Source organism: Leisingera sp. McT4-56 (genome assembly GCF_020514995.1).
In the GTDB taxonomy this organism is placed as follows: domain Bacteria; phylum Pseudomonadota; class Alphaproteobacteria; order Rhodobacterales; family Rhodobacteraceae; genus Leisingera; species Leisingera aquaemixtae_A.
Map to the genome: position 1 here is coordinate 252561 of NZ_JAJALF010000003.1, position 21852 is coordinate 274412.

Consider the following 21852-nt stretch of genomic DNA (forward strand, 5'->3'; position numbering starts at 1 on the left):
TATAGACAGCGCCAAGACAGACCATTCCAAAGAAGAGTGACGCATTATGGCCAAAGACGCTTCTGTACATCAGGAACAACTCGACCGCATCGCCTCCGGCAAGGGCTTCATTGCCGCGCTGGACCAGTCCGGCGGCTCGACCCCGAAGGCGCTGGCGCTTTATGGCGTGAACGAAGACGCCTATTCGAACGATGACGAGATGTTCGCCGAGATCCACAAGATGCGCACCCGCATCATCACCTCGCCGAGCTTTGGCAAGGAGCGCATCCTGGGCGCGATCCTGTTCGAGAAGACCATGGACGGCGAGATCGAAGGCAAGCCGACTGCGGACTTCCTGTGGGACAACTGCGGCGTGGTGCCGTTCCTGAAGGTGGACAAGGGCCTGGCCGAAGAGGCCAACGGCGTGCAGATGATGAAGCCGATGCCGGAGCTGGACGCGCTGCTGGCGCGCGCCAACGGCAAGGGCATCTTCGGCACCAAGATGCGCTCGGTCATCAAGGACGCCAATGCTGAAGGCATCAAGGCGGTTGTCGCCCAGCAGTTCGAAGTGGGCCAGCAGATCGCCGCGGCCGGCCTGGTGCCGATCATCGAGCCGGAGGTGGACATCAACTCTGCCACCAAGGCCGAGGCCGAAGAGATCCTGAAGGCAGAGATCGCGGCGCAGCTGGACGCCCTGCCGGAAGGCACCAAAGTGGCGCTGAAGCTGACCATCCCGACCAAGGCGGGCCTGTACGATGATCTGGCCGACCACGCCAATGTGGTCCGTGTCGTGGCGCTGTCCGGCGGCTACACCACCGATGACGCCTGCGCCCGCCTGGCGCAGAACGCCAAGATGATCGCCTCCTTCAGCCGCGCGTTGACCGAGGGGCTGAACGTGTCGATGTCCGATGAGGAATACGATGCGGCCCTGGGCGCCAACATCTCCAAGATCTACGACGCCTCGCTGTAAGGTTTCGCAGAGCTGAAATCGAGAAGGCCGCGCCTGCACCCCGGGCGCGGCCTTTTCCGTTGGGCCCTAAGGCCCCGCCCCTAGTAGCCGGAGCGCCCGGCGCAGCAGACCGCCAGCACCAGCCCGGCACCGCTGAGGAAGGGCAGCCAGAAGAAGCGCAGCGCGGTCAGGGTGAACCAGCCGGGCTGGTCCTCCGGCGCCTGGCCGGCGCCGCCGAGCCAGGACCAGAACATCAATGCTGAAGCGGAAATCATCACCCCGCTGAACGCCAGCAGCCAGCGGGCAGAGCTGGGCATTGCCCCCTCACCCGCGCCAAGCCGTTCCGCCGTCCGGCTGGCGGCGAGCCACCCGCTCACGCCGCCTGGGTCAGCGACGGGCGCAGCCCGGTATAGCTGACCTTGTTCTCGTTGGCGGCGAGGTAGCGCTGCGCCTCCTCGCGGTCCCCGAAGCTCAGCGCCTCGTCGTAGAAATAGGTAATCCGGTCCCCGGTCCGGGACAGCAGGCCGCCGCTTTCAAACAGGATAAACCACTTCTTCTGCACCAGTTGCATCAGCCTCACTCCTTTCTGAAGCCCGGCTGCGGCCCGTCTCCGCCGCCGCCGGTTCTATTGCAGTTCCCCAGGGTGCAAGCGGCCATCCAGTGGCCCGCGCGGCCGCCAGTCAGCAGATTTCCAGATGCTGGATTGGCCATTCTCGCGCCCTGCTGAGGGCAGAATTCGCCCCCAGATATTGCCAAAGGGTTAACGGTGATTGGCGCTGGTTTAACGCGGCATTTTCCCGCCAACGGGCGGCGGTTTCCCGCCTGCATGAGCGGATTTGCGTAGAATTTGGCGAAAGTCCGCCGTTGCAGAATCCAAAGAGGTTACTGAAGCGTCAATGCCGGTTGCGGGTGCGGCCTCCCCGCCCGCCGCCGAAGCCGCCCGCCGGGCGGCGGGCATGAGTATTTGGGGAAAGATGACCCCCGTCAGAACACGGTTCCGATGCGCGGCGGACGCGGTTCAGGGGGCCGGACGGAGCCGCCGGGGCTGCCGTTCAGCGCCCCAGGGCGGAATGTCAGGAGAACTTCGGCGGGCGCTTTTGCAGCTGCGCCGCCACCGCCTCGATCTGGTCCGGCTTGCCGATCAGCTCCAGCTGTTCGGCGCTCTCCCGCAGCAGCACATCCGATTGGGACGCCCCGCTTTCGGCATAGCTGATCAGCCGCTTGGCGGCGCGGACGGCGGAGGGGCTTTTGCCGGCGATCTCCTTGGCCAGCTCATTGGCGCGGCTGAGCGGGCTGCCGTCCAGTTCGCTGACCAGCCCCCAGTCGAGCGCCTGCTGGGCCCCGACCTTCTCGGCCGTGTAGGTGAGGCGGCGCAGCACATCGGTGCGCAGCAGCCGCGGCAGCAGCGCCATGCCGCCCATGTCGGGGATCAGCCCCCATTTCATCTCCATCACCGACAGCTGCGTCTCCGGATGGGCGATGCGGATATCGGCGCCCAGCGCGATCTGCAGGCCGCCGCCGAAACAGGCGCCGTGCAGCGCCGCGATCACCGGAACCGGCATCCGGCGCCAGATCATCGCCACCTCCTGAAAGGCATTGGCGTCGTGGTGGGTGCGCTCCATCACCAGGGTGCCGAGGTCGCGCTGCGCAAAGCTGGCGAGCGCCGCCATGTCGAGGCCCGCGCAGAAGCTCTTGCCGGCGCCGGACAGCACCACCGCGCGGGCGTCCGATTCCGCCACCTCCTGGCCTGCGGCGATGATCGCCCCGATCATCTCTTCGTCCAGCGCGTTGTGCTTGTCCGGGCGGGCAAGCGTGACATAGGCGATGTGGTCCTTGTAGCCGGTGGTGACTCTGCTCATGGTTTCTTCCCCGCTGCTGGTCTGGCTTCAGCCTGCCCCGGAACCGGCGGACATGCCAGTCCAACGTGGGGGAAGGGTCAGGGCTGCAGCGGCATCCGGGCGAACCAGGGCGAGTCGAGGGTCATGACATAGAGCTGCCCGTCCACGGCCTTGCCGCCGGTGGTGACGCCAAGGCGCCCGTCCGGGTCCTGCAGCGTGCGCAGGATATTGCCCTGCCCGTCCAGCTGCACCAGCATGCCGCGGTGGATCGGCGCCGGGCGCACCATCGGCCCCAGCCGCCAGACCACTTTGCGCAGGAACGGGTACGGCATCAGCGCCTCTGATGGCACCCGCGGGCTGGCGAAGGCGAGCCAGTAAGTGCCGTCGCCCTGCGCCTCCAGATTGTCCGGGTAGCCGGGGAGGTTGCCGAGGAACAGCTCGCGCTGGCCTGCCTTGTCTCCCTTGAGCCAGAGCCGGTGAACGCGGGCGCGGCCGGTCTCGTTGATCAGCAGGAAATCCTCCTCCGGCGACAGCGCGATGCCATTGGTGTAGACGAAGCCGGTTGCGATCTTCCCGGCGCTGCCATCGGGGTTGATACGCGCCACGTAGCCGCTGTCCGACTGCTCCCAGATCGTCAGGATCGAGGTCGGCTTGGTGCCGCCCAAGGCTTCCGGGTCGAAGCGGTCGGAGGAGTTGGAGAAATAGACGGTGCCGTCGCGGGCCACGTCCAGCTGGTTGGCATAGACGATCGGGGCGCCATCGATGCTGTCCGCCAGAACCTCCAGCGTTCCGGGGCCGGTCCAGCGCAGGATGCCGCGGAAGCTGTCAGCGATGTAGAGCGCGCCGTCCGGGCCTGCCTTGAGACCCAGCGGGCGGCCGCCGAGTTCGTCCACCAGAACAGGTTCGTCCCCGTCGATCCGGTAGAGATTGCCGGAAAGGCTGGTGGTATAAACCGCGCCGTCCGGCGTTTGGGCAATGTCCTCCGGCCCCAGTTCGCCCGCTGGCAGATGGATCAGCTGGGCCGCGTCCAGCGCGTTGTTTTCGGCAAAAGGCCCGGTGAAGCCCGGGGCCGCGGGCGGGTCATAGGCGATGGGGTCCACCGGCACCGGCCAGAACAGGAGATAGCCGAGGGCGGCGGCCAGCAGGGGCAGGGCAATGCGCATGAAAGAATCCCTTTGAAATCTTGATGCAGACTGCGCGTCCCTCAGAAGGGACGCAAGCCTTGCCCGCCGCCCGCGCTTGCGCTTATCTGCGGCCATGACTGGTCCCCGCTACACCCCGCTTGCGCAATCCCTGCCCGCCACCGTGCCGTTTGTCGGCCCCGAGACACAGGAGCGCGCGCGCGGCCATGCCTTTGCCGCGAGGCTGGGGGCGAATGAGAACATCTTCGGCCCCTCGCCCAAGGCGGTGGAGGCAATGGCGCAGGCCGCGGCGGAGATCTGGAAATACGGCGATGCGGAGAACTTTGATCTGCGCCATGCCCTTGCGGCACATCACGGGGTGCGCCCGGAGCAAATCATCGTGGGCGAAGGCATCGACGGGCTGCTGGGCTATCTGGTGCGGCTGCTGGTCGGGGCCGGCGACGCGGTGGTGACCTCGCTGGGGGCCTATCCGACCTTCAACTATCACGTCGCGGGGTTCGGCGGGGTGATCCACACGGTGCTCTACAGGGACGACCGCGAGGATTATGCGGCGCTGTTTTCTAAGGCGGCGGAGGCGGATGCCAAGATCGTCTATCTGGCCAACCCGGACAACCCGATGGGCAGCTGGCACAAGGGCGCCGATATTGCCGCGGCGCTGGACCATTTGCCCGAAGGCTGCCTGCTTTTGCTGGACGAGGCCTATGTGGAATGCGCGCCGGAGGGCACCGCGGCACCCGTCAGCGCCGATGACGCCCGGGTGATCCGGATGCGGACCTTCTCCAAGGCCTATGCCATGGCGGGCGCGCGGGTGGGCTATGCCATCGGCCATCCGGATCTGATCGCCGCCTTCAACAAGGTGCGCAATCATTTCGGCATGAACCGGGCGGCGCAGGCCGGCGCGCTGGCGGCGCTGCAGGATCAGGACTGGCTGGCCCAGGTGCTGGCTCAGATTGATGCGGCGCGGCTGCGGATTGCCGAAATTGCGGCAGAGAACGGGCTGGCCGCCCTGCCCTCGGCCACCAATTTCGTGGCCATCGACTGCGGCCGGGACGGGGTCTTTGCCAAGATGGTGCTGGACGGGCTGGTGGATCAGGGGATCTTTGTGCGGATGCCCTTTGCCGAGCCGCAGAACCGCTGCATAAGGGTGAGCTGCGGCCCGGCGGCGGAACTGGATGCCTTTGCCGCAGCGCTGCCCAAAGCGCTGGCTGCGGCGCGCGCCGGCTGAAACCTGCCGGCGGGCGCCGGATCGCGGCAGTTTTACCGGACATTCACCCCTGCCGGGCTACCCTTTGAAGGGTAACACCGGGAGAATTGTCATGCGTGACCCTGAACTGCCGGACGCCATGCCGGACTTCTTTACCGCCGCGATCATGTTTGCGGGCATCAACCTGATGTGGATCTTTTTCGTCATCTGGGTGATGTACGGGATGGTGCCGGTTCTGGTGGTGGCCGTGCTGGTCAATCACTTCATCAACCGGCTGGAAATCCGGCTGAAGTCGCAGAAGGCCTGACGCCCGCCCGCCGCCCGCCGCTGCCAGGCCGTCAGCGGCCCGACAGAACCCGCGCGGCCGCATCCGGTGCCCCCTGCCCGTGCGGGATGCCCAGCGCGGTCAGCCCGGTCTCAATCCCCCCCAACAGGCCCATCACCATCTGCCCGTTCACATGCCCCATGTGGCCCAGCCGGAAGTAGCCGTGCCAGCCCGGGCTGCCCGCCGCCGCCATGCCGAGGCCGATGCCCAGCGTCAGCCCCAGGTTTGCCTCCAGCCAATCGCGCAGTCTTGTGCCGTCCGGCGCCCCGATGTGCAGCGCGGTCACGGCGTGGGAGCGCAGGGAGCGGTCCGCCACGTTCATCCGCAGCGGGCCGCCGGCGCCCCAGGCCTCGCAGGCGGCCCAGATGGCGCGGGCCAGATGGGCGTGGCGCGCCCACACGTTTTCGATGCCTTCGGCGTGGATCATGTCCAGCGCGGCGCGCAGGCCGTAAAGGTGGTGGGTGGGTGCGGTGCCGCCGAAATACTGGTAGAACTCCGCCGGATTGGCGCGCGGCGCCCAGTCCCAGTAGCGGCTGATGCGCGGCAGCGCCGCCCGCGCCGCGGCGGCGCGCTCGTTGAAGAACACGAAGCTGAGGCCCGGCGGCACCATCAGCCCCTTCTGGCTGGCGGTGACCATCACATCGACGCCCCAGCCGTCCATCTCGAACTGCTCGCAGCCCAAGGAGGCGATGCAATCGGCCATCAGGAGCGCCGGGTGGCCGGTCTCATCCAGCAGGCGGCGCAGGCCTGCCACGTCGTTGCGGATCGAGCTGGAGGTGTCCACATGCACGCCCAGCACCGCCTTGATGCGGTGTTCGCGGTCGGCGGCCAGCGCCTCGGCGATGCGGGCCATGTCCCAGGGCGCGCGGGTGCCGAAGTCGAGGATCTCCGTCTCGATCCCCAATCCTTCAGCCATTTCCGACCAGCCGATGGCAAAGCGGCCCGAGGCGGGCACCAGCACGCGGTCGCCGGGCTGCAGGGTGTTCTGCAGCGCCGCCTCCCAGGCGCCGTGGCCGTTGGCGATGTAGATCGCGGCGTGGTGATCCGTGCGCGCCACCCGCCGCAGGTCCGGGATCAGGCCGGCGGTCATTTCCACAAGTTCGCCTGCGTAGATGTTGGGCGACGGGCGGTGCATCGCCTGCAGCACCGGGTCCGGCACCACCGACGGGCCTGGAATGGCCAGATATTTCCGCCCTGCCGAAACGTTTACCGGTCCGCTCATGCCTGCTGTTCCTTGCTGCGCGGGCGGCGGCTTGGCGCCCCGCGGTTGATCCTTGGCGGCACAGTAGCCGCCCCGCGCGCCGGGTCAATTGCCGCAAACGCAGGGTCACGGCGAATTGCTTGCCCGCCTGCGCGCCTGCGCGCCTGCCACCGGGCGGCCCGGGCGGGCGGCCCTGCCTATTTGCTGTAGGACCTTGCCAGCCGTTCCGGCTTCACCCCCAGGAAATACCGCAAGAGCGTCCACAGGTTGCGCGCCCCGCGCCGGAGCCAGCCCGCCCGCTGGTAGCGCGCCGCGCTGGTCAGCGCCGCGCAGGGCAGGACCGTCAGCCGGTGCAGCCGGCGCACCAGCGCCACGTCCTCCATCAGCGGCTGGTCCGGGTAGCCGCCCGCGGCCTCATACTCTGCCCGGCGGATCAGCAGCCCCTGGTCGCCGTAGGGCAGCCCGAACAGGCGCGCGCGCAGGTTGGCCCAGCCTGCGACCCAGGCCGGCATCAGCCCGCGCGCCCGGAACCGCAGCCGGAAATACGCGGGGGCGCCCTGCCCCTCCTGCAGATGCTGCGCCACCGCGGCGGCCCAGCCCGGCTCCAGACGGGTGTCGGCATGCAGCACCAGAAGCCACTCCCCCTGCGCCGCCGCGCAGCCCCGGCGCAGCTGGCCGCCGCGGGACGGGGCGCCGCTGACCCATTCGGCACCGGCGGCCTGGGCTATGGCCCGCGTTGCATCACTGGAGCCGCCGTCGCTGATCACCAGCTCGCGGATCAGCCCCGCAGCCAGCCCTTCCATCAGATGCTCCAGCGCGGCGGGCAGCTCTTCGGCGGCGTTCAGGGCTGGGATCACGATGCTGACCGGCGCGGGCATGGGGGCTCCTTGAGGCGGATTTGCTGTTTTCTTCCGCCCTGCTTCCTATATCACTGGGCCAGGCAGTGAAACGCCCCCGTGAGATTTACCGGGTGGCACACGGGAGAGATGACATGAGTGACCGCCGCATTCTGCGCCTGAGCGGCAGCGACGCCAAGAGCTTCCTGCAGGGGCTTGTCACCAATAACGTGGACCGCTTGGGCGATGGGCTGGTCTATGCGGCGCTGCTGACGCCGCAGGGAAAGTACATCGCGGATTTCTTTCTGGCGGCGGACGGCGATGCGGTGCTGCTGGACGTGGAGGCCTCGCTGGCCGAAGGCCTGCTGAAACGGTTGAACATGTACCGGCTGCGCGCCGATGTGCAGGTGGAGATGACCGACCTGCAGGTGAAGCGCGGCACCGGCGATGCGCCGGAGGGCGCGCTGGCGGACCCGCGCCATGCCGATCTGGGCTGGCGGCTCTATGGGCCTGAGGGCGGCGATGACGGCAGTGACTGGGATGCGATCCGGGTGGCGCATTGCATTCCCGAAACCGGCATCGAGCTGGGGCCGGAGAGCTATATCCTGGAGGCGGGCTTTGAAGCGCTGAAGGGCGTCGACTTCCGCAAGGGCTGCTATGTCGGCCAGGAGGTGACGGCGCGGATGAAGCACAAGACCGAGCTGCGCAAGGGGTTCCGGACGGTGCAGGTCGAGGGCGCGGCGCCGGCCGGGACCGAAATCACCGCCGGCGGCAAGCCGGTGGGCACGCTGTTCACCCAGTCCGGCGGCAAGGGCATTGCCTATCTGCGGTTCGACCGCGCCAAGGGCGAGATGCAGGCAGGCGGCGCCCGCGTCACCTGGCAAGAGTGAGCAGACTGAGCGATACCGTTCTGTCCATGCTGGGCGCAGTGGTTTTGCGCGCCCGCCCGCTGCATGGCGGCGACCTGTCGGAAGTGCAACTGCTGGAGCTGTCAGATGGCCGCCACGTTGTGGCCAAGACCGGACCGCTGGCGGCGGCGGAGGCGGCGATGCTGCGCGCGATCCGGGACGCGGGCGCGCCTGCGCCGGAGGTGCTGGGCGCCGCGGGTGATTTACTGCTGATGGAGGCATTGGAGGAGACCGGCGCCAGCACGGCGGGCTGGCAAGCGCTGGGGCATGCCTTGCGGCAGCTTCATTCTGCCACCGGGCCGCACTACGGCTGGGCGGAGGATTATGCCTTTGGCCCGGTGGCGATCCCCAACGCGCCGCTGGAAAACTGGGTGGACTTCTGGGCCCGCCGCCGCTTGCTGGCAGACCCAAGCGCCCTGCCCCGCGACCTGCGGCTGCGGGTTGAGGCGCTGTGCGCGCGGCTGCCGGACCTGCTGCCCGCCGCGCCGCCCGCGTCCCTGCTGCATGGCGATCTGTGGAGCGGCAATGTGCTGTTCAGCGGCTCCCAGGCCTATCTGATCGACCCGGCCTGTTACTGGGGGCATGGCGAAGTGGATCTGGCGATGCTGCATCTGTTCGGCGCGCCGCCTGCGGCCTTTCACGACGCCTATGGACAGCTGTTGCCGGGGCATGAGGGCCGCCTTCCCATCTATCAGCTGTGGCCCGCGCTGGTGCATCTGCGCCTGTTCGGCGCCAGCTACGGCAGCATGGTCGAGGCGCGGCTGCAGGCATTGGGCTTCTGAAAAGCCTCTGTTCACCTGATTGCTTTAAGGTCGCCGCAGGAATTGCTGAAAGGGTATTTGATGCGTCTGATATTTGCAGCTTGCGCCGCCGCGCTGGCGGCCTCCCCTGCGCTGGCCGACTACTGGAATTACAAGGACTGGCATGTCGCCACCGAACCGCATGAGACGGAGCAGGACAGCCATCTGACCTGCCGCGCCTGGACCGGCGGCGACGGCGATCCGTTGCTGGCGCTGGAGGTGTTTTCCGGCGATGCCGGCCCGCCGGATGTCTACCCGATGGCCAAGGTGCAGGAATATGCGCCGCGCCATTACCCGACCCTTATGCAGCAGGGCGGCACGGTGGATTTCATCTTTGACTTCGACCGCAGTTTCTCCCTCTCTGCCGGGATCAATTCCTGGATCAACGAGGAAGGCCTGGCCGAAGCCGAAAGCGCGCTGCGGTTCCAGGACCACCTGGTGATGCTGCAGGCGATGAAACAAGGCAGCTGGGTGGAGATCTGGGCCGGCAACGACATGTTCTACGAGGCGTCGCTCAGCGGGTTTACTGCGGCCTATGGCAAGATGATGGATGAATGCGGTTTCAGCCTGGCGCTGCCTGCCGGGTGAACCGGGTGGGCGCCGGCGCAAAAGCTTTTTGAAGGCTTTTGCCCGGACTTTTCAGAAAAGTCTTGGGCGGTGCGCAGAAACAGAAAAAGCCGCCCCCGAGGGAGGGCGGCTTTTCCGTTTTTCCGAAGGCGTCCCGGATCAGGCGCGCTCGGAATATTCCATGGTCTCGGTGTTCACCACGATCATCTCGTCCTGGCCGACGAAGGGCGGCACCATCACCTTGACGCCGTTGTCGAGGATCGCGGGCTTGAAGGAGTTCGCCGCGGTCTGGCCTTTGACGACCGGCTCGGTCTCGACGATCTTGCAGGTGACTTTCTGCGGCAGGGTCGCGTTCAGCGCCTCGGATTCGTAGAATTCCACCACGATGGTCATGCCGTCCTGCAGGAACGGGCGGCGGTCGCCCAACAGGTCCGCGGGCAGTTCGATCTGCTCATAGGTTTCGGCATCCATGAACACCAGCATGCCGTCGCTCTCATAGAGGAACTGCTGGTCCTTCTGCTCAAGGCGGACGCGCTCCACCTTGTCCGCGGAGCGGAAACGCTCGTTCAGCTTGGAGCCGTTGCGCAGGTTGCGCATCTCGACCTGGGCAAAAGCGCCGCCCTTGCCGGGCTTTACGTGATCGACCTTCACCGCTGCCCAAAGGCCGCCATTATGTTCCAGCACGTTGCCGGGACGGATTTCGTTGCCGTTGATCTTGGGCATGGGAAAATGCCTTTCAGATGGTTGATGATAATTTGCAAGACCCTATATCTGGCGGGCTGATCGCTGGCAAGACAAGGATATGGTATGGAAGATCTGTGAATAAGATATGCGCAAATTGCATGAAAGCTATGCATCTGCGCTCTATCCGAATCGTCACACTTCCGTCATAAGCAGCGCTACGCCGAAAATTGCAATAGCAAGAACAACAAGGGATACGAGATGCGAGATTTCGTAGACGGCACCGCTTATAATAACGAGCAAGGCAACCGCGCCCGCAAACTGTTTGCAGCCGTTGTCCTGGCCGCACTGGATGATGCCATCGCCGACGACAAGAAATACGGCAATGGCCCGGAACAGATCGCCCGCTGGGCGCGCTCGCGCGATGGCCGCGAAGTGCTGTCCTGCGCCGGCATCGACCCGAACGAACGGGTTGTGGAAGGCCTGATGGACTTCGTGGGCCGCGGTGTGCGGACCTCGGTTGCACTGTCGCGTGAAGAAAGCGAACGCCGCAACGCTGCGCAGGCTGAAGCCGCCTAAGGCTTCCCTTGCGCATTGCTGAAAAGCGCGCCCTTAGGGGCGCGTTTTTCTTTTTGCACGCCGGGGTTTCCGCAGGGTCAGCCTGTCGCGCGGCAGCGGCCGCGGGACGCTTGCGGCACAGCACCCATGGACGGCACCGCCTAACCTGCTATGCAGGCCCCGGAACAACGGGGTGCAGGCAGGGAGCGGCTGATGGCACGCGCAATCATGATCCAGGGCACCGGCAGCAATGTCGGCAAGTCACTGCTGGTGGCAGGGCTGGCGCGCGCCTATGTGCGGCGCGGGCTGAAGGTGGCGCCGTTCAAGCCGCAGAACATGTCGAACAACGCCGCCGTAACGCCCGAGGGCGGCGAGATCGGCCGCGCCCAGGCGCTGCAGGCGCGGGCTGCCAAACGCCCGCCCCATACCGACATGAACCCGGTGCTGCTGAAGCCGGAAACCGACACCGGCGCCCAGGTGATCGTGCAGGGCAAGCGCCGCGGCACCCAAGGCGCGGGATCGTTCATGCGCGACAAATCGGGCCTGCTGGAGGCGGCGCTGGAGAGCTACCGGCGGCTGGCGGCGGATGCCGATCTGGTGCTGATCGAGGGTGCGGGCTCCCCTGCCGAGACCAACCTGCGCAAGAACGACATTGCCAACATGGGCTTTGCCTGCGCGGCACAGGTGCCGGTGGTGATTGCCGGCGACATCCACCGCGGCGGGGTGATTGCGCAGATCGTCGGCACCTATGCGGTGCTGGAGCCTCAGGACCTGGAGCGGGTCGTGGGCTTCCTGGTGAACCGCTTCCGCGGCGACCTGAGCCTGTTTGACGGCGGCCGCGACGACATTGCCGCGCGCACCGGCTGGCCCTCGCTTGGCGTGGTGCCTTGGTTCTGGGATGCCTGGAAGCTTCCCGCTGAAGACATGATGGACATCGCCTCGCACAAGGGCGGCGCCTGCAAGGTGGTGGTGCCGCAGCTGGAGCGGATGGCGAATTTCGACGATCTAGACCCGCTGGCGGCGGAGCCGGAAGTGACGGTGGAGATCGTGCCGCCGGGCCGTGCCCTGCCCGGCGATGCGGATCTGATCATTCTGCCCGGCAGCAAGTCGACCATCGGCGACCTCAATTACCTGCGCGCGCAGGGCTGGGACATCGACATCCAGGCGCATTACCGCCGCGGCGGCCATGTGCTGGGGCTCTGCGGCGGCTACCAGATGCTGGGCAAGACCATCGACGATCCCGAGGGTGTTGACGGGCGGCCCGGCAAAGTGGACGGGCTGGGCCTGCTGGATGTGCACACGGTGATGGCAGGGGAAAAGCGGGTGACGCTGACCGAGGCCGTGACCCGCGACGGCAACCTGCCCGTCAGCGGCTATGAGATCCACATGGGCCGCACCACCGGCGCCGACTGTGCCCGCGCCTGGCTGAGCATCAATGGCCGCCCGGAAGGCGCGGCCTCCGCCGACGGGCGCGTCAAAGGCTCCTACCTGCACGGGCTGTTTTCCGAAGACGCCTTCCGCGCCAGCGTGCTGGCAAGCCTCGGCCATGAAAGCCAGGCGGGATACGAGGACGGCGTCGAGGAAACGCTGGATGCGCTGGCCGATCACCTGGAGCGCTACATGGACCTCGATCAGCTGCTGGAGATGGCGCAGCCGGTGCGGTTCTGACCGCAGCCGCGGGGCTGGCTGCCGTCCCCTTTTCTCTTGAGCCGGAAGCGGCAGCTTTTACCTGTCCCGGGTCTGCCCGTTCAGACCAGATCGTGCGCCGCAAGCGCGCGGTGGATTTCCCGGCGGACCAGCTTGCGGACGTTGCGGGTGATGCGCTCGCCCAGCGGGCCTTGCAGCTCCTCGCGGACGATGCTGGCGACCAGATCGCGCAGGGCGTCTTCGTCGAGATAGCCCTCGCCGCTTTCGGCCAGGCTGTCCACCGCCGCGCCGGTCACGGCGGTTTCAACCACCGTTTCCGCATCCGGCATGCCTGCGGGCGCGGCAGCGGCGGGTTGCTGCTCCTCTGCCGGCGCGGAATCCGCGCGGCTGTCCGCGCCGCCGGCCATCCCCGGATCATTGACCTGGGCGTCGTCGCTGATGATCAGCGGCTCATCCCGCCATTCGATGGTGTCGGGGCCGGTGCCGGCAAAGGGCGCCTCGGTCTGGCTGTCCGGCTCCCATTGCTCCTGCGCGGCGGATTGCGCGGCAAAGCTGCGCGCCTCCAGTTCCGCGATCTTGCGGACAACCGAGGCGGCGCGGGCGCCTGCGGTGCTGGCGGCAAGGCTATCCTCCGCCAGCCGGACAGGCGCCGGGTCCGCTTCTGCGGCGTCTTCATCAAGATCGCCGTCTTCGCCGGCCGCGCCGGCCGCGGCAGCAAACAGGGTGGTTTCCGGATTGCCCCAGGGCGCACCGGACCCGGCCGGGCCGGTGCCGGCCTCCTGCGCCTGAGCGGCAGCTCCGGTTTGGCTGTCTTCCGGAGTGTTTTCCGGGCTGTTTTCCGAGACGTTTTCCGGGGTGTCTTCCTGACCGGCCGGCTCGCCCGCATCCTCCTTGAAACCGCGGTCCGTCTTGTCCCATGCAAGATCCCGGCGGTGGCGGAAGGCCAGCGGCGGATCCTCCGCCAGCGGATCCGGCGCGTCCTCAGAACCCGAAGTGCTGCTCAGGCCTGCGCCGGAGGCCTCCGCGCCGCCGGCATCTGCTTGGGATTCGTCATCATCCGCCAGCGGCGGCTCCTCCGCCGGTTGCAGGACCGGATCTGCTGCGGCCTCTTCCGCCGCATCGCCGGCGCCGGCCGGACCATTGCCGCCGACGGCAGGCTCCTGCACCCGCAGGGCCGGCGTCAGCACCAGGCGCGCAGCCGGTTCCGGGGCCGCGGGCTGGCCGCGGCCGTCTTCGCTCACCAGGCGGCGGATCGAGGACAATACATCTTCAATCTCAGCATGGGTAACTGGGTCGGACATGTTATTTTACCACTCTTGCCTCTGAAGCAGAGTGTAGCGGCGTTGCCGCCACCGCACAACAGATAGGATGAATTGTCAGTTCCGCCCCAAGGCCTTGAGCACGCGGTCCAGATCCTTGCCGCGCTTGCTGTAGTGCGCGGGGGCGTCCTTGACCAGGTTGTAATAGAGTGTGGGATCATAGACCTCCACCGCCAGGCCAAGGTGTTCCGCGGTCAGAAGACCCTGCGCCTGCAGCAGCTGGTAGGCCGCAATCGCCTGGTTGGCGCGGGCGTTCACCTGTTCGGTCTGGGCGTCGAGGTATTCCTGTTCCGCCTGCAGCACGTCCAGCGTGGTGCGGGCGCCCAGGGTAGCTTCCTCGCGGATACCGTCAAAGGCGACCTTGGAGGCGCGCACCCGCTCTCCGGAGGAGATCAGGCTGACCCGGGCGGTTTCAACGTTGAAATAGGCGGCGCTGACCGCCTGGCGCACCGACCGCTGGGTGCTGATCAGGGCGCCGCGCTCGGCATCCGCATTGGCGACCGCCCGGCGCCGGTTGGCCGCATTGCGCCCGCCGGCATACAGTTCCTGGGTCATCTGCACCCCGACGCTGGAGGAATAGGCGGAATCAAACCGGTCCTGGGTGTCTTCGCTGAGCCCGGCGCTTGCCTGCAGGTTCACCGTCGGCCCCAGGCCGGCGGTTGCCGCGGCGACCTGGTAATCCCTGGCCTTGACGATGTGCTGCTGGGAAAGCAGGTCCGGCTGGTTCCGGACCGCAACCGCCTGGGCGCTGTCGAGCGACGCAGCCCTGCGCGGCAGGGGCGGCTGGCTGGTAATGGCGCCGGGCGCCCGCCCGACAACCTGCTCATAGGTCGCCTTGGCGGTCAGCAGGGTGCCTTCGGCATCGGTCAGGTTGGCACGGGCGGCCGCAACACGGCTCTCGGCCAGGGCCACGTCGGTGCGGGTGACTTCGCCGACTTCGAAACGGTCCTGGGCCGCCTTCTGCTCCTCCTGCAGCAGGCGCAGGTTGTTGCGCCGCAAGGAGACGTTCTCTTGCCCCTGCAGGACGCCGACATAGGCCTGCACGGCCTGCAGCAGCACGGTCTGCTCCACGCTCAGCAGCGCCTGGCGCGTCGCCAGCACGGTTTCCTGGGCGGCCAGCTTGCCCAGCCGCGATGCGCCGCCGTCAAACAGCAGCTGGGTCAGCCGCAGCTGGGTAGACAAGTTGTTCTGCGTCGCGTTCAGCGTCTGTTCGTTGTAGGTGCTGACCGCAGACACCGTCCATTCGATCAGCGGCCGCAGCTGCGACAGCGCAATCGCCACGTCCTCGTCCGCTGCCCGCAGCAGCGCCCGGTTCTGCTCCAGCAGGCCGCTGGTCTTATACGCGCCGATCATGGCGTCGGACAGGTTGTCCGCTGCAGCCTTGAGCGGCATCACCGCCGTGGCCGCCACGCCGCCGGCAAAAACAAAAGCCTTAAACACACTCGCCGGAAATTTCATTCGCATCGGTTGCCTTATCTTTTGCCGCGCCGCCAGCCGCGGTGGGTTCTGCTTCGAGCCGGGCATCCGCAGGTGCAGCGCCCGGCCTGTCCTCTTGCTGTGCGGCGGCTGCCGCCGCGGCGCCCGGCGTCAGCTCAGAGCGCAAATTCCTGTGCCGCGGCAAAGCCCGGCAGCACCGGCGCGCCGGCGTTGAATTCGAACCGCCAGGAGATCCGGCCGCCGCTCTTGTAGCCCACCTTGACCTCGCCCAGGGCACCGTTCACCAGCAGCGCCGCGATGCGGCCGCCGTCTTTCAGCTGGTCCAGCAGCGCTGCCGGGATCTCCTCGGCCCCGCCCTGGATCAGGATCACGTCATAGGCGCCATGCTCCGCCGCGCCGTCGGCCAGCGGGCCGGTGTGCACGATGGCGTTGTCGGCGCCGGTCTCGCTGAGCAGCTCCTGCGCGTCGGCGGCCATGCTCTCGTCTTCCTCGACGCCGATCACCATCTGCGCGATCCGGGCAGCCACGGCGGTGGAATAGCCCAGCCCGCAGGCCACATCGAGCACCAACTCGTCGCTTTGCAGGTTCACCGCATCCAGCATCTTGGCCAGGGTGCGCGGCTCCATCAGGACCCGGCCGCCGCCCAGATCGACGTTCTGGTCGGCATAGGCTGCCTCGCGCTGCGCGTCCGGCACGAACTTCTCGCGCGGGATCGCAAGCATGGCCTCGATGATCGGGTATTTGGTGACATCCGACGGACGGATCTGGGTATCCACCATCATGCGGCGGCGCTCAGTGAAATCTGGCATCTGCTAAACTCATTTGTTCAGTCGGTCAGACCGGTTGTGGCACATCCCGCCGGGCACGGCAACGGGGCCTGTTGTGCGAAAATCCAAAGTAGTGCAGCGCTGCCGCGGCCGGCCTGCCGCTGCGGCCGCCCGCGCAAAAAAAGGCCAGCGGCCCGGGGGCAGCTGGCGCAAGCCTTCAGAGTGGCCGGGCAACGGCAGGCTCGCCCTGCCCGCCCCTGGCGCTACAGCGCGCAGGTCCGGCAGAACGGCGACGCCGGGCGCTGGTCGAGCCAGTCGTCGCTCATGTCGTCGCCGCAGATCTGGCAATAGCCGTAGGAGCCCTCGCGCAGGCGGGCCAGGGCAGCGTCGATGCGGCGCAGCTCATCCAGGCTGGCCTTGGGCAGCACGGCGATTGCCCCCTCGCCGCCGCGGGCGGCAACCTGCTGGCGCACAGAGGCCATCTGCGCGGGGTCCGGAATGCAGGCGGCCTGCGACAGCAGCCCGGCAAGCTCCAGCCGGCGGACTTCAAGCGATTGCTTTCTGGCGGAAAAGTTCATTGCTCATGCCCTCCAGTTCACGTTTCGCGCACCTTTGCCGCAGGGTCAGTTGCATAGCATTGATCCAGGTCAAGATAGCCGGGAAATCCGTGAATTGCACGACCTTTTAAGTTGCAATTTCTGGCAAATACCCTTTTCCGCCAAGGGCCGCGGGCCTAGCGCCCGCTCGCAGCCGCGCCCGCGCAGGTCTTGCACAGCGGCGCCGCGGGCAGCAGGTCCAGCCGGGCATCGGAGATCATCTCGCCGCAGCGGGCGCAGATGCCGTAGGTGCCCGCCCGGATCCGCGCCAGCGCCGCGTCGATCCGGCGCAGCTCGTCCAGCTCGGCGTTGCCGAGGCTTTCCAGCACCTCGTCGCCCTGCCGCTCGGAGGCGCGGTCCTCCCAATCCTTGGGCATCGGCGCGTCCAGCGTGTGCTCGACCTTGCTGAGATGCCCGGCTAGTTCGGCGCGGCGCGCCTCCAGTGCCTGTTTGCGGGTGGATAGGTCCATGGGGTCTGCCTCCTGTTCCGTTTCGCCCGAAGCCTAGCCCGGCGCGGCGCGGGCGGCCTTGACCTCGCTCAACCGCAGGCCCGCTTGCCCTCTGGCCTGCAAATCCGCTGGTCTGGACTGGGGCGGCTTGCTAGACATCTGCAAACGGGTTTTGAGCAGAGATGAGGAGCCTTCACCGATGATGCGGATTTTGACCTGCGCGCTGCTGCTGCTGGGGCTGGCGGCGTGTGAGACCGCCAAGGGCGCCGGGCGCGACATTTCCAAGGCCGGCAACGCGATCAGCGGCGTGGCGCAGGACGTGCAGAACAGCTTCTGAGCCGCCCTGCCCCGGACCGGCGGCAGACACAAGAAAACGCCCGGCCATCCGCCGGGCGTTTTTTGTTTAGCGCGCGGTGCCTCAGATCCCCAGCATCGCCTTGGCCTCGGCCAAAGTCGCAACCGAGCTGGCATGGTCGCCGCCGTCATGCAGCGCCTGGCCCTCGTCGCGCAGTTCCTGGACCGTTGCCAGGTCTTCCTCCGACAGTTCGGTTCCAGCGGCCAGCGCCGCGTCGATGGCGGCAATGTCGGCGGGGCACTGCCCGGCCAGAAGCGGCGACGCCAAGAGGGTGATCGCGGCGGCCAAAGTCAGGTGTTTCATGGTGTTATCCTCCCCAGATGAACGGGGTAGAGGATAGCATGGAACGGGTGCGTTTTCAGGCAGGAGTTGCGCCGAGGCGGCGGATGGGCGGAGAGTGGCGCATGGGGGGATCAGGTATCCGCCAGCCAGATCATCGCTTCCCCACCGGGTTCGGCGGCTGTTTCTGCTAGCACCTGTTCATAGTATCGGAAGGACGCCACCAACTCCTGCGCGCTGCAATCGCTGAACTGAAACAGGAAGGAGGCGATGGCGAACGGGGCGTCCGGGCTTCCGGCCACTGGATAGCTGACAAGGTTTCCGCTGCCATCCAGCACCTCAATTCTGGCAATCGCCATTCTCCGCTCTCTTGCAAACGCCAGGAACCCGGCGATGTCCGAAAACGGCAGGGTGAACGGTGAGGACCGGGAAACTACGGCGAAATCTGTCATATGGATTGGACCTTTGGGAAACCCTCGGTTCCATCGGCACGCGGAGGGCAGCGCCCGGCCCGGCGGGGTGGGAAGCGAAGCGCCCGCGTCGTGCTGGAAGCACGCCTCCGGCATGACGGGGGGGGGGCGGGACGGACGCTGCCCGGCTGCGATCACGTACAATGTACAGTTCGTAATGTTTGCATCCGAGTATTACTCAGACTATTCGCACCCACCTTTAAACAAGCGAAAGAATCGGCAAAACCAATAGAACGACAACAGTCAAAGGATACCGCTCAATCGCTTTGTAAAATACACCGCTTGACCTCTGAAGAAAAAGCAACGCCAGTTTGACGAGAACGAAGAATAAGAACATAGACGAAAATGAGATAGACGACAACCAAAGGGTCGTCATTGGTAAGAAATGCGGCCTTACCGCCTTATCACCGAAGTAAATCACTGCGCCCGGGTCGCGCATAAATCGACGAAAATCAGAATTATCGTAGTCCCTTGAAAAGTCCAAACTGCCTAAAGTCCGCAACATGTGCCACTTCGCCCATTGAAATCTAGCAAGGTGCAGCATAGAAATCATTTCAGCACTAGCTGGTGCATCAGGATCAGCATCATCCGGCAATTTCCCATCCATGAGGATTGAAGCGACCTTTCTTCTATCCTCTTGATTTGTTACGACTCTCCCCAAGGCGTCACTTCTAGAGAACTCTTCCACAATCGAGAAAATGCGAGCTTCCCTTAGATCATATTTACCGTACTTGTACTGTTGAAAAGAATAGTACTGGAAGTTAAAGCGAAAATGCCTCCAGATCTCATCAATTTGCTTCTTAAGCAAGAATGTAAAAGTATCCCAAGAAGAAACTTGGTAAGTTTCCACATTAAGCTTCAGGCGCAAAAAATGCGTGACGTCTTTACTTTCTTCCAAGTGTTCGCGTTCAGACTGCGCCAACTGCCCATCTTTCACTGAAACCAACTTGGCAGATGTAACGAAGTCATCCAATTCGTACAGAGCCTCAACTTCACTCAACTCTTCTGGGAACCTCATATAGAACCACAAAGATTGAAATCGCTCGCCGTCAAAGAACTTCGAACCCAAGAACTGGCAGCCATCCTCACAGTCTTCAATAATAGCGACAGAGGTTTCAAAGTTTTCGCTATTTGGGACTGCAAAATTCACCAGCGTAAAGAAACCAGACATCCCAAAGGCAAATATCAGAGTCGAAAGTGCCAGATCAGAGACGAACAAGTAAAGCATTCCGACTGGCGAAGTAAGCCGATTTGCTAACTTAATAAAAAACAAAGATTGAGAAAAAGACCACAGCGCAATAATCCCAGCAGCCACAAAAGTTGCCGTAGCTATCAGAAGATTTTGCTCGACCAGACCCAAAGAAAGAGAAAAAACCTCTTCATCCAATTGAAACAACGCCGCAGCGTGAAAAACAAACAAAAACACAAATACAATTGAGGTCCGTGCAAGCAAACCTAATCGGTCGCCTTCAAGGACCGCAATCGTTGAGCTGAGTGATGACCTAAGAAAGGCAAGTTTGCGATTGTCAGTTGGCAAAACACGGAGTTGCAGCTGGGTGTCGCAAGTGACAGCAGCAGCAAGTGTGGCAACAAAAACCGCAAAAAAATCCAATATCCCTACCTAGCTGTCCATTTTGAGGGCGCTAATAAACGCCTCTTGCGGGATGTCCACCTTGCCGAACTGGCGCATCTTCTTCTTGCCCGCTTTCTGCTTGTCCAGGAGCTTGCGCTTCCGGGTGGCGTCGCCGCCGTAGCATTTGGCGGTCACGTCCTTGCGCAGCGCCGAGAGGGTCTCGCGGGCGATCACCTTGCCGCCGATGGCGGCCTGGATCGGGATCTTGAACATGTGGCGCGGGATCAGCTCCTTGAGCTTCTCGCACATCGCCCGGCCGCGCATCTCGGCGCGGTCGCGGTGGACCATGGTGGAGAGCGCATCGACCGGCTCGTCATTCACCAGGATCGACATTTTCACCAGATTGTCCTGGCGGTAGCCGGTCATCTGGTAGTCGAAGGAGGCATAGCCCTTGGTCACCGATTTCAGGCGGTCGTAGAAGTCGAACACCACCTCATTGAGCGGCAGGTCATAGACCACCATGGCGCGGGAGCCGGCGTAGGACAGGTCCATCTGGATGCCGCGGCGGTCCTGGCAGAGCTTCAGCACGTCGCCGAGGTATTCGTCCGGCACCAGGATGGTTGCCTTGATGCGCGGCTCCTCCATGTGGTCGACCTTGGACAGGTCGGGCATGTCGGCGGGGTTGTGCAGCTCGATCATCTCCCCGTCCTTCATGTAGACGTGGTAGATCACGCTCGGCGCGGTGGTGATCAGCTCGATGTTGTATTCGCGTTCGATCCGGTCGCGGATCACCTCCAGGTGCAAGAGGCCCAGGAAGCCGCAGCGGAAGCCGAAGCCGAGGGCGGCGGAGGTTTCCATTTCGAAAGAGAAGGAGGCGTCGTTGAGCGCCAGCTTGTCGATGGCGTCGCGCAGGTCCTCGAACTCCGCCGAGTCGACCGGGAACAACCCGCAGAACACCACCGGCTGCGCCGGTTTGAAGCCCGGCAGGGCTTTTTCGGTGCCGTTGCGGTCGTTGGTGATGGTGTCGCCGACGCGGGTGTCGCGCACCTGCTTGATCGAGGCGGTGAGGAAGCCGATCTCGCCGGGCCCGAGCTCATCCACCACCTGCATGGCGGGGCGGAACACGCCGATGCGGTCGACGTGGTGCAGGGTGCCGTTCGACATGAACTTGACCCGCATGCCTTTCTTGAGGACGCCGTCCATGATGCGGACCAGAACGATCACGCCGAGGTAGCTGTCGTACCACGAGTCGACCAGCATCGCCTTCAGCGGCGCGTCGCGGGTGCCCTCGGGCGCGGGCAGGTGCTGGACGATTGCCTCCAGCGTTTCGCGGATCCCCTGGCCGGTCTTGGCAGAGACCTGGATGGCGCCGGTGGCGTCGATGCCGATCACATCCTCGATCTGCTCCGCCACCCGGTCGCAGTCCGATGCGGGAAGGTCGATCTTGTTCAGCACGGGGACGATCTCATGATCCGCCTCGATCGCCTGGTAGACGTTGGCCAGCGTCTGCGCCTCCACCCCTTGCGTCGAGTCGACAACCAGCAGCGAGCCCTCGACCGCGCGCATGGAGCGGGAGACCTCATAGGCAAAGTCGACGTGGCCGGGGGTGTCGATCAGGTTCAAGACGTAAGTCTCGCCGTTCTGCGCCTTGTAGTCGATGCGCACGGTGTTGGCCTTGATGGTGATCCCGCGCTCGCGCTCGATGTCCATGGCGTCGAGCAGCTGCTCCTTCATATCGCGGTCCTTCACCGTTCCGGTCTCCTGGATGAGCCGGTCAGCGAGGGTGGATTTGCCATGGTCGATATGGGCGACGATGGAGAAATTGCGGATGTGAGCGAGGTCAGTCATGCTGTGGCATATGATTTGGATTCGGGGTTTGGTCAAGGCTGATTGGAGCGTTGCGTGTGGCTAGAGAATTTCTCAAGCGCATAGGGAGTGAAAGCGAGTGGCTGGGTACGCAACCGTGGCAAAC

At 65.2% G+C, this 21852-nt stretch carries 25 protein-coding genes; 9 read left to right on the forward strand and 16 right to left on the reverse strand.

Annotated elements, in window-relative coordinates; translation table 11 throughout:
* Positions 1-46: 46 nt before the first annotated feature.
* Positions 47-949: a fructose bisphosphate aldolase gene (locus LHL23_RS06485; protein WP_226429225.1), complete on the forward strand. Its 903-nt coding sequence runs from the start codon at positions 47-49 to the stop codon at positions 947-949.
* 80 nt (positions 950-1029) lie between these two features.
* On the opposite strand, the gene LHL23_RS06490 is transcribed toward LHL23_RS06485, so the two are convergent.
* The 4 genes from LHL23_RS06490 to LHL23_RS06505 all read right to left on the reverse strand — a co-directional run bounded on the left by LHL23_RS06490 (position 1030) and on the right by LHL23_RS06505 (position 3929).
* Positions 1030-1305, reverse strand: a complete 276-nt coding sequence (locus LHL23_RS06490) for a hypothetical protein (RefSeq protein ID WP_226429226.1) — start codon at positions 1303-1305, stop codon at positions 1030-1032.
* Complete coding sequence (locus LHL23_RS06495) at positions 1302-1499, reverse strand: hypothetical protein (protein WP_222478194.1); 198 nt, start codon at positions 1497-1499, stop codon at positions 1302-1304. Before LHL23_RS06495 ends, LHL23_RS06490 begins: the two co-directional genes overlap by 4 nt.
* A 502-nt stretch (positions 1500-2001) precedes the next feature.
* The gene (locus LHL23_RS06500; RefSeq protein ID WP_226429227.1) at positions 2002-2787 is read right to left on the reverse strand and encodes a crotonase/enoyl-CoA hydratase family protein; all 786 of its coding nucleotides are present in this window, start codon (positions 2785-2787) and stop codon (positions 2002-2004) included.
* A 77-nt stretch (positions 2788-2864) separates the two neighbouring features.
* Positions 2865-3929: an SMP-30/gluconolactonase/LRE family protein gene (locus tag LHL23_RS06505; protein WP_226429228.1), complete on the reverse strand. Its 1065-nt coding sequence runs from the start codon at positions 3927-3929 to the stop codon at positions 2865-2867.
* Positions 3930-4023: 94 nt separating this feature from the next.
* On the opposite strand from LHL23_RS06505, the gene LHL23_RS06510 reads away from it, so the two are divergent.
* A complete protein-coding gene (locus tag LHL23_RS06510; protein WP_226429229.1) occupies positions 4024-5133 on the forward strand; it encodes a pyridoxal phosphate-dependent aminotransferase in 1110 nt (369 codons plus the stop codon).
* A gap of 91 nt (positions 5134-5224) precedes the next feature.
* The gene (locus LHL23_RS06515) at positions 5225-5419 is read left to right on the forward strand and encodes a histidinol phosphate aminotransferase (RefSeq protein WP_222478186.1); all 195 of its coding nucleotides are present in this window, start codon (positions 5225-5227) and stop codon (positions 5417-5419) included.
* 31 nt (positions 5420-5450) lie between these two features.
* Here the strand turns inward: LHL23_RS06515 and LHL23_RS06520 are convergent, their stop codons facing one another.
* The gene (locus LHL23_RS06520) at positions 5451-6659 is read right to left on the reverse strand and encodes a pyridoxal-phosphate-dependent aminotransferase family protein (RefSeq protein WP_226429230.1); all 1209 of its coding nucleotides are present in this window, start codon (positions 6657-6659) and stop codon (positions 5451-5453) included.
* A 176-nt stretch (positions 6660-6835) separates the two neighbouring features.
* Positions 6836-7516, reverse strand: coding sequence for a TIGR04283 family arsenosugar biosynthesis glycosyltransferase (locus tag LHL23_RS06525; RefSeq protein ID WP_226429231.1), 681 nt, complete (start codon positions 7514-7516; stop codon positions 6836-6838).
* Between the two features lie 113 nt (positions 7517-7629).
* Between LHL23_RS06525 and ygfZ the strand changes: the two genes are divergently transcribed.
* Genes ygfZ through LHL23_RS06540 form a run of 3 tightly spaced genes read left to right on the forward strand, consistent with a single transcriptional unit; the run spans position 7630 to position 9770 of the window.
* The gene (ygfZ, locus tag LHL23_RS06530) at positions 7630-8364 is read left to right on the forward strand and encodes a CAF17-like 4Fe-4S cluster assembly/insertion protein YgfZ (protein ID WP_226429232.1); all 735 of its coding nucleotides are present in this window, start codon (positions 7630-7632) and stop codon (positions 8362-8364) included.
* Entirely contained in the window at positions 8361-9164 is an 804-nt protein-coding gene (locus tag LHL23_RS06535; protein WP_226429233.1) for a fructosamine kinase family protein, read from the forward strand. Before ygfZ ends, LHL23_RS06535 begins: the two co-directional genes overlap by 4 nt.
* A gap of 60 nt (positions 9165-9224) precedes the next feature.
* The gene (locus LHL23_RS06540; RefSeq protein ID WP_226429234.1) at positions 9225-9770 is read left to right on the forward strand and encodes a hypothetical protein; all 546 of its coding nucleotides are present in this window, start codon (positions 9225-9227) and stop codon (positions 9768-9770) included.
* Positions 9771-9908: 138 nt separating this feature from the next.
* On the opposite strand, the gene efp is transcribed toward LHL23_RS06540, so the two are convergent.
* Complete coding sequence (efp, locus tag LHL23_RS06545; RefSeq protein ID WP_174146538.1) at positions 9909-10472, reverse strand: elongation factor P; 564 nt, start codon at positions 10470-10472, stop codon at positions 9909-9911.
* A 219-nt stretch (positions 10473-10691) separates the two neighbouring features.
* Between efp and LHL23_RS06550 the strand changes: the two genes are divergently transcribed.
* Together LHL23_RS06550 and LHL23_RS06555 are read left to right on the forward strand one after the other, a co-directional pair.
* Entirely contained in the window at positions 10692-11009 is a 318-nt protein-coding gene (locus LHL23_RS06550) for a DUF6280 family protein (RefSeq protein ID WP_008556013.1), read from the forward strand.
* Between the two features lie 192 nt (positions 11010-11201).
* Positions 11202-12656, forward strand: a complete 1455-nt coding sequence (locus LHL23_RS06555) for a cobyric acid synthase (protein WP_226429235.1) — start codon at positions 11202-11204, stop codon at positions 12654-12656.
* 80 nt (positions 12657-12736) lie between these two features.
* Here the strand turns inward: LHL23_RS06555 and LHL23_RS06560 are convergent, their stop codons facing one another.
* From LHL23_RS06560 to LHL23_RS06580, 5 genes are all read right to left on the reverse strand, one after another.
* The gene (locus LHL23_RS06560) at positions 12737-13936 is read right to left on the reverse strand and encodes a hypothetical protein (RefSeq protein WP_226429236.1); all 1200 of its coding nucleotides are present in this window, start codon (positions 13934-13936) and stop codon (positions 12737-12739) included.
* A gap of 75 nt (positions 13937-14011) precedes the next feature.
* Positions 14012-15418 (reverse strand): TolC family outer membrane protein, encoded by a 1407-nt coding sequence (locus LHL23_RS06565; RefSeq protein WP_226429237.1) that lies wholly within the window; start codon positions 15416-15418, stop codon positions 14012-14014.
* Between the two features lie 128 nt (positions 15419-15546).
* Positions 15547-16200 carry a protein-L-isoaspartate O-methyltransferase family protein gene (locus tag LHL23_RS06570; RefSeq protein WP_226429238.1) on the reverse strand — a complete coding sequence of 218 codons (654 nt, stop codon included), beginning with the start codon at positions 16198-16200 and terminating at the stop codon, positions 15547-15549.
* 221 nt (positions 16201-16421) lie between these two features.
* Positions 16422-16736 carry a TraR/DksA family transcriptional regulator gene (locus tag LHL23_RS06575; RefSeq protein ID WP_226429239.1) on the reverse strand — a complete coding sequence of 105 codons (315 nt, stop codon included), beginning with the start codon at positions 16734-16736 and terminating at the stop codon, positions 16422-16424.
* Between the two features lie 155 nt (positions 16737-16891).
* Complete coding sequence (locus tag LHL23_RS06580; protein ID WP_222478163.1) at positions 16892-17224, reverse strand: TraR/DksA family transcriptional regulator; 333 nt, start codon at positions 17222-17224, stop codon at positions 16892-16894.
* 178 nt (positions 17225-17402) lie between these two features.
* On the opposite strand from LHL23_RS06580, the gene LHL23_RS06585 reads away from it, so the two are divergent.
* A complete protein-coding gene (locus LHL23_RS06585) occupies positions 17403-17540 on the forward strand; it encodes an entericidin A/B family lipoprotein (protein WP_174146532.1) in 138 nt (45 codons plus the stop codon).
* A gap of 81 nt (positions 17541-17621) precedes the next feature.
* Here LHL23_RS06585 and LHL23_RS06590 read toward each other — a convergent pair whose 3' ends face one another.
* From LHL23_RS06590 to lepA, 4 genes are all read right to left on the reverse strand, one after another.
* Positions 17622-17861: a hypothetical protein gene (locus tag LHL23_RS06590; protein WP_222478159.1), complete on the reverse strand. Its 240-nt coding sequence runs from the start codon at positions 17859-17861 to the stop codon at positions 17622-17624.
* Between the two features lie 110 nt (positions 17862-17971).
* The gene (locus LHL23_RS06595; protein ID WP_226429240.1) at positions 17972-18289 is read right to left on the reverse strand and encodes a hypothetical protein; all 318 of its coding nucleotides are present in this window, start codon (positions 18287-18289) and stop codon (positions 17972-17974) included.
* Between the two features lie 217 nt (positions 18290-18506).
* A complete protein-coding gene (locus tag LHL23_RS06600; RefSeq protein WP_226429241.1) occupies positions 18507-19919 on the reverse strand; it encodes a hypothetical protein in 1413 nt (470 codons plus the stop codon).
* Positions 19920-19928: 9 nt separating this feature from the next.
* Complete coding sequence (gene lepA / locus LHL23_RS06605) at positions 19929-21728, reverse strand: translation elongation factor 4 (RefSeq protein WP_222478153.1); 1800 nt, start codon at positions 21726-21728, stop codon at positions 19929-19931.
* Positions 21729-21852 lie beyond the last annotated feature (124 nt).